This window comes from Mucispirillum schaedleri ASF457 (assembly GCF_000487995.2).
Lineage (GTDB): Bacteria > Chrysiogenota > Deferribacteres > Deferribacterales > Mucispirillaceae > Mucispirillum > Mucispirillum schaedleri.
The window spans coordinates 1,905,782-1,923,352 of record NZ_CP097562.1 but is presented as its reverse complement, the minus strand read 5'-3'; the positions used below and the strand labels follow the sequence as shown (position 1 = coordinate 1,923,352).

The window sequence follows — 17,571 nt, the reverse complement described above, 5'->3', positions numbered from 1 at the left end:
TATCTATTTTTTAGCTTTCAGCTCAAATATTAAATCTCTCAGCTTAGCAGCTGTTTCAAAATCCAAATCTTCTGATGCTTTATACATTTTCTTTTCAAGCATTTCAATATCTTTATCTGTTTTACCACTTAATTTTACATCAAAACTATCATTGACTTCAACAGTAAAATAATCTTTTTCATAAATAGATGATAAAATATCACTTATTGCACTTTTAACAGTTTCAGGTGTAATGCCATGTGCGTCATTATATGCCTGCTGTTTTGCTCTGCGTCTTACCGTTTCATCTATTGTCTGCTGCATTGCTCCACTTATTTTATCACCATAAAAAATAGCTCTGCCCTCTGCATTTCTGGCAGCTCTTCCTATTGTCTGAATAAGTGACTTTGTAGAGCGAAGAAACCCTTCTTTATCAGCATCAAGTATAGCCACAAGTTTTACTTCTGGAATATCTAAGCCTTCCCGCAAAAGGTTAATGCCTACAAGCACATCAAATTCACCAAGACGAAGTGATGTTATTATTTTTATCCGCTGCAAAGTATCTATTTCAGAGTGCAGGTATTCCACTTTTATACCCATATCTTTATAGTATCTTGTCAGCTCTTCTGCCATTCGCTTAGTTAGTGTAGTAACAAGCACTCTGCCACCTTCACCTGTTACCTTTAATATTTCTGCATACAAGTCATCTACCTGAGTTCTTGCAGGCCGCACTTCTATCTCTGGGTCCATAAGTCCTGTCGGCCTGATAATCTGCTCTGCAATTACCCCTTGAGCCTGCTCTATTTCATACCTGTCTGGTGTTGCACTTACATATAAAACATTATTTACTCTGCTGTCAAACTCATCAAACTTTAAAGGTCTGTTATCAAGAGCAACAGGCAGACGAAAACCAAAATCAACTAATGTCATTTTTCTAGACCTGTCCCCATTATACATGCCCCGCACCTGTGGTATTGTAATATGGCTTTCATCTATTATAACAAGTGCATCTTTTGGAAGATAGCTTATTAATGTATAAGGTGTTGAGCCTGCTGCTCTGCCGTCAAAATATCTGGAATAGTTTTCTATGCCTGTGCAGTAGCCGGTCTCCTTAATCATTTCTATATCAAACATAGTTCTTTGAGTAAGCCTTTGTTCTTCCAGCAGTTTATTCTGGCTTACAAATTCAGCACATCTTTCAAGCAGGTCTTTTTTCATCTGCTCTATAACACTGTCTACTGTAATGGTATTTGTTACATAGTGGGTGTTAGGATATACAGAAAGCTCTGTAAGCTCATTTAATGTTTTGCCTGTAATTGCATTAAATTCACTTATTCTATCAAGAGTATCGCCAAAAAATTCAAGCCTGTATGCAGTTTCATCTTCATGACTTGGAAATATCTCAATAGTATCCCCTTTTACTCTGTATACTCCCCTGTGAAAGTCTATATCATTTCTTTCATACCTGACCTGCACAAGCTTCATTAATACATCATCAAAATTATAATCATTTCCTGCTTCAAAATGCTGTATCATAGTTGCATAAGTTTCTGGAGAGCCAAGCCCATATATACATGAAACTGATGCAACAATAATAACATCACGCCTTTCTATTAATGAGCGGGTTGCTCTATTCCTTAGCTTTTCTATTTCTTCATTAATTGCAGAATCTTTTTCTATATATGTATCACTTGATGGAATATATGCTTCAGGCTGATAATAATCATAATAACTTACAAAATATTCTACTGCATTATCTGGGAAAAATTTAAGAAACTCACCATAAAGCTGAGCAGCAAGAGTTTTATTGTGTGCTATAATTAATGTAGGCACCTGCAACCTTTCTATAACATTTGCCATAGTAAATGTTTTGCCTGAACCTGTAACACCTAATAACACCTGCCGCTTTGCACCTGCTTTATATGATGATACAATCTGCTCTATAGCTTCTATCTGGTCTCCTGCTGGTTCATACTCTGATGATATTTTAAATTCCAATGAATTATACCTCTATATCTAATACAAATTATATATAGCATAATACATTTCTTATTAAAAGGAAAATTTATTATTGTCTTTGCAATTTGTGCAACGAAATCAGGCTCAAGATGAGCCGTCTGAAAGTAAGCGATAACTGAACTTGTTTTGGCAGAGCATGGTTTAAAAAATACGGGGGGGGGGATTTGTCAAGTATTATTTTGCAATTTATAAAAAATCATATTTTTTTGGACTTTACGGACTTTTTTGCTTTTATCAGACATACCTGTTTTTATATATGCTACCATTTTTTAAAAATGGAGGAAAATATGAAACTATATTCGTGGAATACACAAAAAATACAGGTAAATGATAATGGAAAAATAAAAGCAATATCACCATTTTTCTTAGTAAGTGATGATAAAGCACATCTTTTTAACAGCAGTCACTACACTAATTTAGGCAGTATTTTTAATATTCAAGAGTTAAAGGCAGTATCTGACAATATAGAAATGGTTACAAATGATATAAAAGATATTGTAGCAGAGAAAACAGAGAATTTAATAAATATATATGAAACAGCAGAAAACTCTTTAAATGAGCTTAAAGAAATAAAAAAAAGTATGCAGGAAATAGAAAACTTAAAAAATGAATATATTAAAATTATAAATCAAGCAGAAGAATATAGAAAGTCTATACAGGAAGAAACAAAAAAATATAAAGAAACTCTTTCACTTTTTCAGAAAGATACTGATACAAAAATAAAAGAAGCTGAGTTTTCTTTTAATAAAGCACAAGTGAATATATCAGACCTTATGGAGCAGGCAGAAAATAAAGTGGCTGCAAAATATATGGCTGTCCGCTTAAATATGGATAATATTTATAATAAATATATTAATGCAGTATCTTCTAAAACAGATGAGTGTAAAAAATATGCAGATTTAAGCAAAAAATGGGCATGCAGTCCTTTAAATATACCTGTGGAAAATGGGCTTTATTCTGCACTTCATTATGCAAAAATATCTAGCAGTAAAGGTTATGTAAATGAATAATACAGCTTATATTTCAGTAGAAGTGTCTAAAAATACACCAGAAAACAGAACAAGCCCAGTTTATGTGCAGGAAAAAGGAAAACTTTCTCTTAATGATATATTATCTGAAAAACCTGCTGATTTTAACGGACAGATAGATATATCATGGCTTCATAATGCACTAAATCTTAAAGCTGCAGAAATAAAATATGCACCATGGGACGCAGTATATATGCCAAAAGGATTATGGATATCTTCTGCCTATGGCGGTAATACTATTATTGCAGCAGCAGCTGACGGGAAGATATGTTTGTCTTATAATTATGGAGCAGACTGGGAAGAAAAACAGATAAATAATAAATTAACTGCTATAACTTATGGCAGTGGAATATTTATCCTGCTTTCTAATACTGGCAAATGCTTTAAAAGCACGGATAATGGTAACTTATGGGAAGAAAGCATAATAGCAGAAGATAATTTTTCATGTATTACATATAACAATAATAAATTTATCGCAGGCACAGTATCTGGCAAAATATATATATCAGAAGATTATTGCAAAAGCTGGAGAAAAGTATGCGAATACAGCAGTATACAGATTTCAAAAATATCATTTTCTTCTTCAAATATTATAATGGCAGTTGGAGTATCTGGAAACACTCGTTCAATATACAGCACAGATGGCGGCTTAACATGGAATGAAATAAATATGCCTTTATCATCATGGATATCTTTAACTTATGGTAATGGCAGGTTTACAGCATGTGCTTATGATGGAGAAACCCGCCTTGTTTACTGTCTTGAAAAAGATATACTTAATAAAAACCCAGTATGGCAGAAAATTAGTTTAAATTATAATGAGCCTTGGAAAGATATAAGCTGCGGAGCAAATGTATATACCCTTGCTTCATCAACTGGGGTTACTCTTGCAAGCTTTGACGGTATCAGGTGGATAAAAACACCATGCCATTATGGAGCATGGAATAATATTTTAAGAACAGATTACTTTTTTATGATATTTTCAACAGCTGATGAAGAAAATAACTTAAATGCAATTCGCTCATCTAATGGCGGACTTACTGGCATTATGTTTGCAAGCTTACATGAAATAATAGAAAATGAAGATGTAGATAAAGCAGTAAATCCCAAAACTTTAAAAGATTATCTTGCATATAGAACTGGCAAAAATAATTCTCAGTATCCAGTATACAGCGATGATTTGCTTATTGAATGCACCAGCCTTGATACAAGGCAGATAAAAATCACAAACATAGACAGCAACAGCAGTATAGAAGATTATAACAGCATTACAACAGCAGGAATATATATAATAGAAAAGCAGCTGAATAACAGCTCTGATATAGAAACAGGCTGTTTACTTGTGCAGAAAGAAAATAATAAAATACATCAGTTTATAAGCCCTGATTATTTATTTAATACAGGTTATATTCGCCAGTTTAGCAGTAATATATGGAGCAGCTGGCAGCAAAAACTTATAAAACAGGAAAATATAGAAAATATTGATTTATCTGATAATAAAATAAATGTATCATTAACTTCATCATATTCTGATATAACAAACATTATAGCAGAAGAAAATGGCAGCTTAACAAAATTTAGTAAAGATGAACTTGATGAAAGCATAAATGAAAATGTAAATAATGCCCTAAACCTTATGGCAGGAAATAATGTTTTTTGGCATGAAAAAGCAGACTATAAAATTGGTGCTTTTGTTTTAGGCAGTGATAATGCTCTTTATTACTGCATAAAAGCAAACAGCTCATCTGACCCACAAGACCCAGTATCATCATCTTCTTTCTGGCTTAAAATTATAAACAGTAATGGCAAAATTAATGCAGACAATTTAAGCAAAAATTTAGGTGCCTTTGCCCAGCTTGATAATATTGCACTTACTGATAATGCCATAACAGGAATACTGCCAGTCAGTAAAGGCGGAACCGGCTCATCAAATATAGATGAAGCAAGAAAAAATTTAGGAACATTTGCTCAAAATCAGCTGCCAAATAAGGCAGATTTAAATGATAACAGCATTTATATAAAAAATAAAATGTGTATGAATTTAACTGGCTTTGACCATACAAACTTCCCCGGTGGTGCTCAAACTGGAGAGTATATAACATATATAGATACATCTAATAATCGCGGCTGGCAAAGGTTTTATCCTGCCGGTATTTCTAATAATGGTTTGTTAAAATATTTTGGCAGAGTTTTTAGTAACGGCTTGTGGGAAGAATGGAAAGTGCTGCGTAATAATGACGGCTCTATACCTGAAAAAATAGGCGGCACAGGGCTTACTCACGGTGCATTAGGCAGACCAAATATTTCACACCGTCTTGCACCAGCACAGCCAAACGGAAGTAATTATAAATCAGGTGATGTTATATACAGATATTCTTACGGAAGCAGTGCTGTAAATCAGTATGTCCCATCAGGCGGTTCTTGGCACATACTTACTTTTGTATATACAAAAGGCACAGGAATATGCAGAATTGAATTAGGTGGAACAGGAATTGTTGCAGGCGGAACAATGCTTGATACTAATAACCAGTATGATTTTATTTATATACTTACAAAAATTTCATAAAAAGCGAGATAAAATATGTTTGATGAAACTTTATTTATAAACGAAATTAGTAAAATAGAGAAAAAAGATGACGGCTCATATATTGTGATAAGAAACAATATTCCATGCCATATACCATATAATGATGAATACAGGCAGGAATATAATGCAGTAGAAGAATATATTAAGAAAAATAATATTAAAGTGAATACACATATACAAAAAGTATATAAAATAATTGATGATAATATGGAAGAAAATATTCGCAGTAAAAGAGATGAACTTTTAAAGCAGGCAGATATTATGCTTATGAAATATCAAGAACAGGTATATCTTAATGTAATAGAAGAAAATAATGAATACTACACTGCACTTTTACAGTATAAGCAGAATTTAAGAGATATTACAAAACAGCTTGATTTTCCTGATAATGTGATTTTTCCTGTTATGCCTGAATATGTATAAAAAATGCGGGTTTTTATGCCCGCACTTTTTATTTAAAGTTATTTTGTAATTAAACCATAAGTATAATATGGCTCTTTTTCTGGAGCTTTTACAGCTGGGTGATGAGCCACTGCATTTGCTGGTGCATCATAATTTGCACCATTTTTACTCCAATGGAAATAATCTTTTTTCAAGTCTTTAATAGTATCAGATTTTTTCTTAATCCAAGTATTTACCTGCACTGTTGCAATATTCATTTCTTTCCATTCTTGATATAATTTTAACATATCATTGTCATGAGTAACTTTTGCACTTGTTTTGCCTGCTGTCCCAAACCCTGAAGCATTATATGCAGCTTCAGTGTATTCAGTATATTGAAACTGACCTTTTCTTGCTTCTTCTTTACCTTGTCCTAAAATACCACCAAAATTATTCATTGCACTGCTGTCCATTTGGATTTTACTTTTTATTTTTACATTATTGCCATTAACTTCAATAGTCATCTCCCCTATCATGCGTTCCACACCACCATAATCATTTGTTCCAACATTAAGAGTGCCGTTATACTGGCTAAAATCTATTATCTGGTATGTTCCCTGCAATGAATGCACATTACCTTTTACAACAGGTGTATAGACTGTAATAATCGTTGTTGCTTTTTTACCATTTTCTGTAACCGCTTCTAATAAAGCTGTGCCAGAAGATAACCCAGTTACTGCACCTGTTTTTTCATTTACTTCTGCAATGCTGTGATTATCTAATATTTTAAATACTGTATTAGTGTTAGACGGACTGCCTTCATATACTGGAATAATTTTAGAAGTCTCACCAACTGCAACCCCGTAATCAAATCTTTCAAATACTACATTTTTTGGCAGTGTTTCTACAATAACTTTATATACTGCATTAATATCAGGATTACTAGAAGATGTAATTGTAATATTTGTTTCACCTGTATTTTTTAATGTTACGATGCCAGCTGCATTTATCTCTGCAACTTGTGGATTTGATGACTGATATTTCAGCCTTTTATTAGAAGCATTTTCAGGAATAATGTTAGTTTCCAAAGTAAATGAGCCTAATGATAATTCATATCTGCCTTCACTGCCAGATGGTAATACAATTTGTTCTACTGTGATAACATTTTCAGGCTCAGGCTTCACTATAATATGGCATTCTCTTACAATATCATTAATGGTTACACGGATAAATGTTTCACCCGCTGATAAAGCAGTTATTTTACCTGTATTATCAACTGATACTATATTAGTATCATCAGCAAAATATTCTGCATTATGATTTGAATTATTTAATATTTCAGGATAAACTTGATATGATATATTTGCTTCTGCATCTATATTCATTGTTAATTCTATCTTATCACTGTTAAGATTAAAACTATAAACTGCTGCTGCAGGCACAATTTGCATTTCTGCTTTTATCCCATTTGAAGATTGTGCAGTTATTACAGATGAGCCATTTTTATGTATTGTAACAAGCCCATTTTTATTTACTGTTGCAACACTTTCATTAGAGCTTTTCCATACAAGAGTTTTATTAGCTGCATTATCAGGATAGATTTCTGCATTAATCTGTATTGTTTCATTAACTGCAACAGGGCTGAACTCTTCTAAATCAAATTTAATGCTTTTTACCTGTATTTCATCTGGTTTATTATTATCTTCTGGTGTTTCAGGTGTTTCTGTATTGCTGTCATCTGTATTTTCACCTTCAACAGGCACAGATTTTTCATCAAAAATAATATCGCTTCCCAAACCACCGGCAGGTGCAAATGCCTGAATTTTACCAATATTTAATACAAGAGTATCGCCTTTATTTACTATACCCTGTCTTGCAAGCTCTGTATAATTAACAGGGTCAAGAGTAAACTCCATAGTATAGTCGCCTGTTATTTTTGCACCAAGAGATGTAAAAATATCAGGAATACTGCCATAATTACTTATATTTTTCTTTTGAATAAGGCGGGCTTCCCTACCATTTAAATTAATATACATTAATATTTTTACAATACCTGCACCAAGACCATCTAAATTAACATTTACACGCAGGCTGCTTGCTGAATCTGCTGTTTTTGCTTTATCGCCATTTATTGAATAATCAAGGATTTGATATTTCGCAATCAATGACATAGGGTCTTTATTTAAATCAATTGGAGCAGTGCCATCTGGTGCTGTAAAGCTGCCTGAGCCGCTGTTACTGCTTTCTTCATTTACTACATCCACATTTATAAAAGCATATTTTTCAGGGTTTGATTTAGAATAAATTATTATTCCCGCACTGCCGTAATTTTTTGCCTTTATAAAGCCGTCTTTAACTTCTGCCACATTAGCATTAGTAGAAAGATATGCCAGCTCTTTATTTACTGCATTACCCGGACGAACACTTGGAAATATGGCAAGCCCTTTTCCTTTTTTGATTTTAAGATATGTTTCATCAACTGCAACTGCCATAACTGCTGGACTATTTTCCACATCAGCTGTTTTATTGAATGCATTAATAATCACCTGATTATTAACAGATTTATCTTTTTCAAGGGCAATATTTATCACAGCTATACCAGCTTTATTAACAGTAACTGTGCCGTCATTAGAAACAGCAGCAACAGCATTATTACTGCTTGAATAAATAAGTGCAGATGATGCTTCTGCTTCTGGAATAACAGAAGCATTTATACTGATATTTTGTTTTTTACCAATATTTACAGGTATATATTTAGAATAAACAGATATCTGTGGTTTTGTCTCAGCAGTGTGGTATATTACCTGAACACCACCACCGCTCTTATCTTCTGATGTTGTGCAGCCAAAAATACCTGCAATAACAACAAAGATAAGCAATAATTTACTATATATTTTATATTTTTTCATATTATCACTCTTTTTTCACTGCCTGCATAATTTTTAAGCAGGCTGAAATATTATAAGCTACTCAATAGCTGTTACTAGACCTTTAAAATCTTCTACTGGCACAATTTGAGCAAGGTCTGGCACTTCTGGCGGTGTTCTATCACTGACATCGCCATTTACAAATTTATCAGTTGGCAAATCAATATACCTGTCGCTTACTTTTTTTGCACGATACATAAATCTGTATTCAAAATTAAGATTAAAGAATACTTCATACTGCATTATATTATCATTCTGCCAAGTATAAGCTATTGCCGCATCTTTTGAGCCTTCGTTTGACTTATAAGTTTTAATGGTCGCTTTTAAAGAATTATTAACAATATTTCCACTGTGGGCTTGATTTTGGTATATTGTAAGCGGGTTAAAAGAACCATGCATATATTTAGCCCAAGATTGAAGATTATAGTTTTGATGACCTTGTGTTTGGACTTTCATTATAGAGCTGACTTGTGCTTCATCAGCTGTGCCGTCAACTTTTACAGTAAATGCACCTTTATAGTAAGTTACAGAACTATTTTCTCCACCACCGCCACCATAGCAGGCAGACCAGTCATACCAAGCTGTTTTATCAGGACATTCTTTATGGTATTTTGTCCCAATACTGCTTGACTGTGGCATTTCACTTTTAGAAGTAGAATATATCGCAGGATACCTTTCTAACATTGCAGTATTAAAGGAATTGCCATAAAACCATGTCATTTCATAATAACCTTCTGCACTATGCGGGTCTTTTGCCATATCAACAGGTGTCATATACATTGTCCTGTCAAGTATTTCTTTTACTTCATCATTTACTTTTGTTAAATGAATAACTGCTTTAAAACTATCCTGAGTATATGTATATTCTATTGTATTTGCACTTGTTACTTTAATATTTTGTGCTGATAACATTTCCTTAGTTTGATTATAATATTTATCATCTGTATCAAGCATGATTTCTCTATTTTCATAAATATAACGCCAGTTATTAAAAGTATAAGAAATAAATGGATTTGCTGGAGTATACTGCAACCTGCCCTGCACTAAATATTTATCTTCTAATAAATTAATTGCAAATTCACCCTGCAGGTTATCTTTTTGTGGAGTAAATATTTCAGTTTTATCTGCCAGAGTATATTCTACTCTATCAATAGCATAGTATCCTTTTACATTCATAACTTTTCCTACATTTAATGAAACTTCATTAGTAACCCCATTAGCTGTTTGAAAAGTTATAATAACAGAGCCTTCCCTTAATGGCTCAACTTTATATTCACTTCCTATTTTCTCAATCTTAACTATACTATTATCATCTGCACTTACTGTTAGTTCATTATCAATATTAGCATCAGCAGGTATAATCTCTGGAATAAAAGTATGGTGTGTATGACCAATATATAGAGTAGATGGTGCTTGATTTACATTTATTTCTGTAACATATACTTTTTCTTCTTTTTCTCTTACTGCAATTATTACATCCTTTTTAATTTCAGGATATTTCGCAGAATATACTGTTACAATACCAGTGCCCTCTTTTAATGGTGTTACAATCCCATTTTCATCTACAGATACACAGCCACTTTCATCAGCCTTGTATAATAGTGTAACATTATCTGCATAAGTTGGCACAGCTTTACCATTAAGTTCTATCTTTCTGTCTGATTCAAGAGAAATATCAAGTTTAGATGGTATATTAACAATAGCTTTCACTGGCTCTGATGGTTGATATACCCCCACATTTAATATTACTGATTCTTCAAAACTGCCTTTATCTGAAACAGCAGCAATCTCAACAGTGCCTTTGTGTCTTGGAATAACTACACCTGTTGCACTATTAACAGTTGCAACAGAAGGATTTTTAGAATAATAAGTAATATCTCTATATGTTGCATTTTCAGGAAGTGCTGCTGCATTTACAGTAACAGGATGTCCTATATATATTTGATTATCAATATTATCAAATACTATCTCATTAACTCTTACTGTGCTGTCTGTAATATGAACTTTTGTTGTGCTTGTTACTTCTCTATCTGATACTGATGTTACAGTAATTTCCGCAGCTCCTTCTTTTAAGGGAGTAATAACACCTGTTGGTGAAACTTTAACTGTCTGCTCATCACTTGTTGAATATACTACTGCTTTGTTGCTGGCATTAACAGGATATATAACAGGGGCAAGCATTTTATAAGTATCTGTCCGCCTGTCCATTCTATGCTCATCTTCTACTTCAATTTTAGTAACCTGAACGGGATGAGTATCAACATGACTTTGACCTGTAACTAAATCGTATTCTTTTTTAATAGTAAGATAAAGAATATCACCATCTTTAACAATATGATTTTCAACTAACTTACTATGTTCTTCTGCTTTTAAACGAATAATAACTGTTTTACTGTCTTTAATTTTACCATCTAAATAGCTGAAAACAGCTTTTGCAGTTTCATCATAAGACATACCTGCTACATCTTCAATACTTAAATCAATAGGAATATCCAAGCCGTTAAACAGCAGAGATGCAGATAACTGATTATTGATAGATTTTTTATCTGCATTAATGGAAAAACTGCCACCCACATTAGTATCAGGGCTTTTGTTTATACCATACTGACTAATTGAATATGAACCAAAAAAAGATAAAGGATTATTTACAATATCTAAATCCGTTCTAATATTTTCCCTAACATAAAAATCCACTTTCTGCCAAATATCTTCTCTGGATGCAGATTGAATAGTTATGGAAAATGTGCCTAAATCTTTAATGGTAACAATACCATCATCTGATACTTCAGCTAATTCAGGGTCGCTGGAAGTATAAAGCAGAGCTTTATTCTTTGCACTGCTTGGTTGAGCGGATGCACCTATATTGTAATGCAAAGGTGTCCCCCCCCCATTCTCTTTTGCAAGTTCAATGTAGTTACCTGCAATTTTAATACCGGTAACTTCTGCTGCATTTTTTTCAGACTCTTCATAAATATGCCTGATGCCGCCAGAACTTTTGTTTTCACTACTACTTGAGCATGAAAAAATAAAAGAGGAAACAAAAAGTAATAAAAAAATAAAAACAATACCTCTTTTCATAGTAAAAACTCCTTTTAAATTTTAAAACATCATAACTGATTTTATAAGATAATAGCTATCTTATTAGTTGTCAACACAATTTCCCCCCCCTAATACTTAAAAACATAGTAAATTACTTTATATTTTTACTATAAATATCTGTAACAATAAAAATATTTCAAAACTAGACATTTATAATGATTATGTTAATATTATATTTATACAGATTATCTAACCTTATTTTTATTGAGATAAAATTGATAACATAAAATAATCGGCTGAAAATATAAAAATATTTAAAATATAAGCTTAAAAAAATATTATAAATTAAACTATTATGTAATGGATTAAAATAGAAGATTTATTATTAATATTTGAGAAAAATATATACTGTCAAAATAATCTGCCTGTTTTATATCCTATAAGTTTTGGAAGAGCCTGTAATATGTATAATATTTTTTTGTGAAAAGAAAGAGAGTGTAAAAGCTCTTTCCCTTTATTTTCTGCTCTGCCAAAAGTATCAATAAGCCATTTATTTTCTTTATGCATTCTGCCTATTGCTTTGCCCCTTGCATACTCACTTTTTATAGAATATGGGTGGCTGTGAAATACTTCAGCTTCTGCATTATAATAAACTAACTTACCAGATAGTATGATTTGTGCAGCTGCAAGCATATCTTCTGCAAAATCAGTTTTTGGAAAACCGCCAGCAGCAAGCAAATCTGATATTTTATATGCAGCAAAGCTGTCTGAACAAAATGCCGTAGAAATGCCATATTTTTCAATATCATTTTTTGATTTTATAATAGAATATGGCGGATAATTAAAACTTCTGCTGATTTTTTCTATAAATGATGATGTTTCATCTGTTAACTGCCTGCCGTAAGCAGCAGCAGTATTTTCCTGATTAAACGATGAAAGCAGTGTTTTTAATGTATTCGTATCTTTTAAACGAATATCCTGTGTCATAAATACTGCATAATCATAATTTTTATTATTATCTATCCCCAGCTGCCTTGTTAAGCCATGATTAAAGCTGCTCTTTTCTATTATAGTAATTTCACAGCCGTATTTTCTGCATATTTCCACAGTGCAGTCAGTAGATGATGAATCTATAATACATATTTTTTCAGGATAAATGCTCTGCTCTTTAATTGATTTTAAAAGCATTTCTATACCTGCCTTTTCAGCATTATATGTGGGGATAATTATTACAAATGACATTATCTATATACCTTGCCAAATAAATCAACTAACCCTGCAATAAAATATAAAGAAAAAATAAAAATAAATTTTTTTGAGCTTATATCTATATAACGCAATAATTCCATAAATACCGCAGCGATGGATAAAATATACATAGTATATGGTATAAGCCATATTCTCTCTCCAGAAGCATATATTGTTGGTGAAAAACTTAATATAAATGCAGACATTAACCCTGCTGATAAAAACAACAGAGTTAAATATTTTATTTCCATACTTTGCCATTTAATTTTAAATATACAGTATATAATAATTAAAATCATCAAAGTGCCTGTTATCACAGATATAAATGGCTCATTATAATTATTTAAAATTATACTTTTAGAAAAAGCATTTACATTATAAAATAAACGAAAAAATACCCATTTAGATTGAATTATAATATAATGCAGTAAAGAATACAATAATGGCAGTAAGCTGATAATATTCAATATTATATTATTATACTGTTTTTTTAATATAATAAATAATAATGCAGATAATAAAATAGTATTCATATAATTATATAATAAAAAGCCATATATCACAGTGTAAGCATAGCCATATACTGCCTTTTTGATTAATGATATATCATTAAACATAGGATACCATGTTTTAACTTCTGCTGCATATCTTAAAGGAACAGATGGAGCCAAAAAAACAATTAATGTAGAAGCAGTAATAAATAAGTATAATATTAATATATATTTATCAAAATATTTTTCTTTTAATATATAATATAATATTACAATACTATACATTGTAATACATATTAAAGCAGTCTGCTCTGTATTACATGCAAAAAGGACAACAGGAATTAAAACTACACACTGAAATAATTTGATTTTTTCTTTATTAAGCATAGAATTTAATAAATAATAAAAAGATATTGCAAGAGCAGAATCAGGCCATAAATAATTAAACGAACCTGTAGCCCATGTGATGCTCCATCTCCATATACCTGATGATAAAAGAGCAAATGAAGCAAATATGCCATATAAAACTATTATATATTTTTGAATATCTAAACGATATAATGCTTTTATTATATTTGCAGAATAAACAAATAGTAAAAATAATGCAAATGTATTCAATATTCTCCAAAGCCATACATTTTTATCCATAATATATGCCATTATAAGAGATGTAAAATAACGGCTGTTCCATACTTTATACTGCTCTATCATAAAATTTAATGCACTGCCGTATTTATCTATAAGTATAGTATGAACAATATCATCATTTCCAGGCACCAGCCTGAAATTCTGCCCTGTCATGATTAAAAAACATAACAGAAAAAGAAAACCATAGGCTAAATACTGCCTGCCTGTAAATAAATCAATATACTTTTTAAAAAAGCTATACATATTTGTTCCCCTGAAGCATTGCAAATATATAAAAAATCACTTTTACAGCTGTATTTTACTAAATACAATAAACCTCTGTGATAAATAATTTAAACCTGTAAATATTACCATACCTGTAAACATGGCTGTATTTTCCTGCACACTGACTGAATATCCACTTAATAAATACACAGCAAATGGTTTTGCAAGCGAGTAAGCAATAAACAAACATACAGCAATATTTATTATAAAATAAATAACTTCTTTAAAAGAAAAAGAGCTGCTTTTAAATGTGAAATATTTATTTAAGAAAAAACTTACAATGCTGCCTGTAACATAATTCATAATAGATGATACCCAGTAAGAGAAGTGAAAAATATTATATAATGCAAACATTACACCTGCTCCAACTATGGTATTTATCACACCTACTATTATAAATTTTAAAAATGTTTTATCATAAAATATTTTTAAAAACTGCATTTATTCTTCATCACCGCTGTATTTTTCTACAAAATAAAGTGGTCTGTTTTTTACTTCATCAAAAATTCTTCCCAAATATTCACCAATTACACCAAGTGATAAAAGCTGAATACCACCTAAAAATATTATTACTGATAATAATGTTGGATAGCCACGAACTGGCTCACCAAAAATCAAAGTTTTTAAAACTAAAAATACAATATAAATAAACCCAAAAGCTGCAACAATAATGCCTAAAAATGAGCTTAAACGCAAAGGGAAGTTAGAAAATGATGTAATCCCTTCTATTGCAAGGTTAAAAAGATTAAAATAATTCCATTTGCTCTGCCCTGCAACCCGCGAATCTCTATCATATAAAAATTCTTTCTTTTTAAAGCCAATTAAAGCAAAAAAACCTTTTGTATATCTTCTCTGCTCTTTATACTTCTTTAATGCTTCCACTGCCCTGCGACTTAAAAGCCTGAAATCACCAGTATCTTTTAAAATATCCACTCTTGTAGATTTTTGCAGAAGTTTATAAAAAAGTTTTGCCGTAGTTTTTTTTAACCATGTCTCACCTTTTCTTGATTTTCTTCTGCCATATATATCATCATAACCTGCTTCATAATAAGAAATCATATCTGGTATTAATTCTGGCGGGTCTTGTAAATCAGCATCTAAAATAACCACCACATCGCCTTTTACATAATCAAAACCTGCTGCCATTGCTATTTCTTTCCCATAATTTCTTGCAAGATTTACATACTGAATATGGTTGTCTTTATCGTGCAGTTCCTGCAATATTTCTAATGTTTTATCTTTTGAGCCATCATTTATTATAAGTATTTCATAATCATAATTTTCAAGCTTTGATAAAACAGCAGTTACTCTTTTATAAAGCTCATGCAAACATTCTTCTTCATTATAAGCAGGAATTAATGCAGAAATTAACTTGTTTTTCATAAAACACCTATTTTATTAATTTTGATTTTTTTAAGACAGTAAAATACATTTACAAATACAGCACTTATTTTATAATTGTTTGTATTATAAAAATTAATCACTTTAATTTATCAAATAATTCTTGCTACTGCCATAGCTGCTGATACTGCACTTCCCGGTTTTGCAAGCAAAGCACCATTTGAAAGCATATATCTTGTAGAATTTTTATTTTTGCTAAGCAGTATTACTGGTTTTTTGGTTATGTTTGATATAATTGATGTAAGCCTTATATCATTATCGTATGCAGCAATTACAACTTTTGCTTTTGAAATATAATTTTTTACAACCTGCATAGAAACTGTTTCATATTCTGATATACTGCATATTTCAACAGGTATACCTAAAATATTAAACATTGCTTCCAGCTCTTTTATTATTTTATCATCAACAGATAGAGAAGTAATAACCGCAACTGGTTTATCATATTTTATTTCCCTCTCTTTTTCTATATATGTAATTATACCGGCATCATATAAAAAAATACATTTATTAAACTTTGGAGCAAGCTCTCTCATTATATTTTCATCAACATTAGTTAATATGAAATTATGATATTTTTTATGCAGCTGCTGAATAAGCATTTCTATATAATGAGCATCTTTGCCGCTGCATTCTGTCATCTCATCAAAAGGACAGCCAACTTTCTGCCATACGGTTAAATTATCATTATCATCTACTGAATAAAAATTCTGCTCTATTTCACTGACAGCACTTTCTATTGAGATAGTGCCAAGCCTTAATTTTACTAATAAATCTTCTAATTCACCTTTATCTAACATACTAATTCTCCATATCATTAATTTACTTTGTTTAAAGCTGCAATATATATTTCCATAGAGCCCTGCCTTGTTGCATCAGGCTTGATTATTCGGACATCTTTAAAATCTTTTTTAAGCCTTTCTACTAAGCCTTTTCTGCCTTCACCTTCAAAAAGTTTAAATAAAAATGAGCCGCCTTTTTTTAATGTTTTTATTGTAAAATCATATACTTTTTCTACTAATTCTAAAGAGTTAGTATGGTCTGCATCTCTAATTCCTATTGTATGTGGTGCAATATCAGAAATTACAGCATCATATAACGGACATACATTAAGCACCTGATTTAATATTTCATCAGTTGTAAAATCACCTGCAATACTTATAAAATTCTTGTTATTTATACCAGTAATCGGGTTTAAATCAACACCAACAACAAAACCTTTATCACTCACTATTTCCAAAGCTACCTGACTCCAGCCGCCAGGAGCTGCACCACAGTCCAGAACTTTATACCCATTTTTAATAATCTTATATTTAGTATTCAACTCTTTTAATTTATAAGCTGCACGAGATTTATAACCTTCCTGCTTTGCTTTCTTATAATAACTGTCTTTTCTGTTATATACTGCCATTAAATTATCCTGCTTTTATTAATTTATTAGTAAAACTTATTTTACAATACAAAAATTATATTTTATCATATCTTTACAGCATACTTTTTCTTAAATATATAACATTTTAAGCAATTAAAACACAAGTATATATTACAAGATGTTTATT

Annotated in this window: 12 protein-coding genes; 3 read left to right on the top strand and 9 right to left on the bottom strand. The window is 31.2% G+C overall.

Annotated features, from left to right (window positions below):
* Positions 1-3 precede the first annotated feature (3 nt).
* Positions 4-1,977, bottom strand: coding sequence for an excinuclease ABC subunit UvrB (gene uvrB, locus N508_RS08925; protein ID WP_023276075.1), 1,974 nt, complete (start codon positions 1,975-1,977; stop codon positions 4-6).
* A 308-nt stretch (positions 1,978-2,285) separates the two neighbouring features.
* On the opposite strand from uvrB, the gene N508_RS08920 reads away from it, so the two are divergent.
* From N508_RS08920 to N508_RS08910, 3 genes are read left to right on the top strand one after another with little or no spacing between them, the layout of a single operon-like run.
* Positions 2,286-3,008, top strand: a complete 723-nt coding sequence (locus N508_RS08920) for a hypothetical protein (RefSeq protein ID WP_023276074.1) — start codon at positions 2,286-2,288, stop codon at positions 3,006-3,008.
* A complete protein-coding gene (locus N508_RS08915) occupies positions 3,001-5,592 on the top strand; it encodes a WD40/YVTN/BNR-like repeat-containing protein (protein WP_023276073.1) in 2,592 nt (863 codons plus the stop codon). The genes N508_RS08920 and N508_RS08915 overlap by 8 nt, the downstream gene beginning before the upstream one ends.
* 15 nt (positions 5,593-5,607) lie before the next feature.
* Positions 5,608-6,036, top strand: a complete 429-nt coding sequence (locus N508_RS08910) for a phage tail assembly chaperone (RefSeq protein ID WP_023276072.1) — start codon at positions 5,608-5,610, stop codon at positions 6,034-6,036.
* A 38-nt stretch (positions 6,037-6,074) separates the two neighbouring features.
* Here the strand turns inward: N508_RS08910 and N508_RS08905 are convergent, their stop codons facing one another.
* From N508_RS08905 to N508_RS08870, 8 genes are all read right to left on the bottom strand, one after another.
* Positions 6,075-8,903 (bottom strand): Ig-like domain-containing protein, encoded by a 2,829-nt coding sequence (locus N508_RS08905; RefSeq protein WP_023276071.1) that lies wholly within the window; start codon positions 8,901-8,903, stop codon positions 6,075-6,077.
* Positions 8,904-8,960: 57 nt separating this feature from the next.
* The gene (locus tag N508_RS08900; RefSeq protein WP_023276070.1) at positions 8,961-11,999 is read right to left on the bottom strand and encodes an Ig-like domain-containing protein; all 3,039 of its coding nucleotides are present in this window, start codon (positions 11,997-11,999) and stop codon (positions 8,961-8,963) included.
* A 372-nt stretch (positions 12,000-12,371) separates the two neighbouring features.
* Positions 12,372-13,202 (bottom strand): glycosyltransferase family 2 protein, encoded by an 831-nt coding sequence (locus N508_RS08895; RefSeq protein WP_023276069.1) that lies wholly within the window; start codon positions 13,200-13,202, stop codon positions 12,372-12,374.
* Entirely contained in the window at positions 13,202-14,590 is a 1,389-nt protein-coding gene (locus tag N508_RS08890; protein ID WP_023276068.1) for a DUF6056 family protein, read from the bottom strand. Before N508_RS08890 ends, N508_RS08895 begins: the two co-directional genes overlap by 1 nt.
* Positions 14,591-14,632: 42 nt before the next feature.
* A complete protein-coding gene (locus N508_RS08885) occupies positions 14,633-15,052 on the bottom strand; it encodes a GtrA family protein (protein WP_023276067.1) in 420 nt (139 codons plus the stop codon).
* Positions 15,053-15,994 carry a glycosyltransferase gene (locus N508_RS08880; RefSeq protein ID WP_023276066.1) on the bottom strand — a complete coding sequence of 314 codons (942 nt, stop codon included), beginning with the start codon at positions 15,992-15,994 and terminating at the stop codon, positions 15,053-15,055.
* A 110-nt stretch (positions 15,995-16,104) separates the two neighbouring features.
* The gene (locus N508_RS08875; RefSeq protein ID WP_023276065.1) at positions 16,105-16,812 is read right to left on the bottom strand and encodes a hypothetical protein; all 708 of its coding nucleotides are present in this window, start codon (positions 16,810-16,812) and stop codon (positions 16,105-16,107) included.
* Positions 16,813-16,829: 17 nt separating this feature from the next.
* Positions 16,830-17,423 (bottom strand): RlmE family RNA methyltransferase, encoded by a 594-nt coding sequence (locus tag N508_RS08870; protein ID WP_023276064.1) that lies wholly within the window; start codon positions 17,421-17,423, stop codon positions 16,830-16,832.
* Positions 17,424-17,571: the final 148 nt, after the last annotated feature.

Coding starts and splice junctions, on each gene's coding strand:
- N508_RS08875 (WP_023276065.1), bottom strand. CDS start 16,812: ATGTTAGATAAAGGTGAATTAGAAGATTTATTAGTAAAATTAAGGCTT.
- N508_RS08895 (WP_023276069.1), bottom strand. CDS start 13,202: ATGTCATTTGTAATAATTATCCCCACATATAATGCTGAAAAGGCAGGT.
- N508_RS08880 (WP_023276066.1), bottom strand. CDS start 15,994: ATGAAAAACAAGTTAATTTCTGCATTAATTCCTGCTTATAATGAAGAA.
- N508_RS08920 (WP_023276074.1), top strand. CDS start 2,286: ATGAAACTATATTCGTGGAATACACAAAAAATACAGGTAAATGATAAT.
- N508_RS08890 (WP_023276068.1), bottom strand. CDS start 14,590: ATGTATAGCTTTTTTAAAAAGTATATTGATTTATTTACAGGCAGGCAG.
- N508_RS08870 (WP_023276064.1), bottom strand. CDS start 17,423: ATGGCAGTATATAACAGAAAAGACAGTTATTATAAGAAAGCAAAGCAG.
- N508_RS08910 (WP_023276072.1), top strand. CDS start 5,608: ATGTTTGATGAAACTTTATTTATAAACGAAATTAGTAAAATAGAGAAA.
- N508_RS08900 (WP_023276070.1), bottom strand. CDS start 11,999: ATGAAAAGAGGTATTGTTTTTATTTTTTTATTACTTTTTGTTTCCTCT.
- N508_RS08885 (WP_023276067.1), bottom strand. CDS start 15,052: ATGCAGTTTTTAAAAATATTTTATGATAAAACATTTTTAAAATTTATA.
- N508_RS08915 (WP_023276073.1), top strand. CDS start 3,001: ATGAATAATACAGCTTATATTTCAGTAGAAGTGTCTAAAAATACACCA.
- N508_RS08905 (WP_023276071.1), bottom strand. CDS start 8,903: ATGAAAAAATATAAAATATATAGTAAATTATTGCTTATCTTTGTTGTT.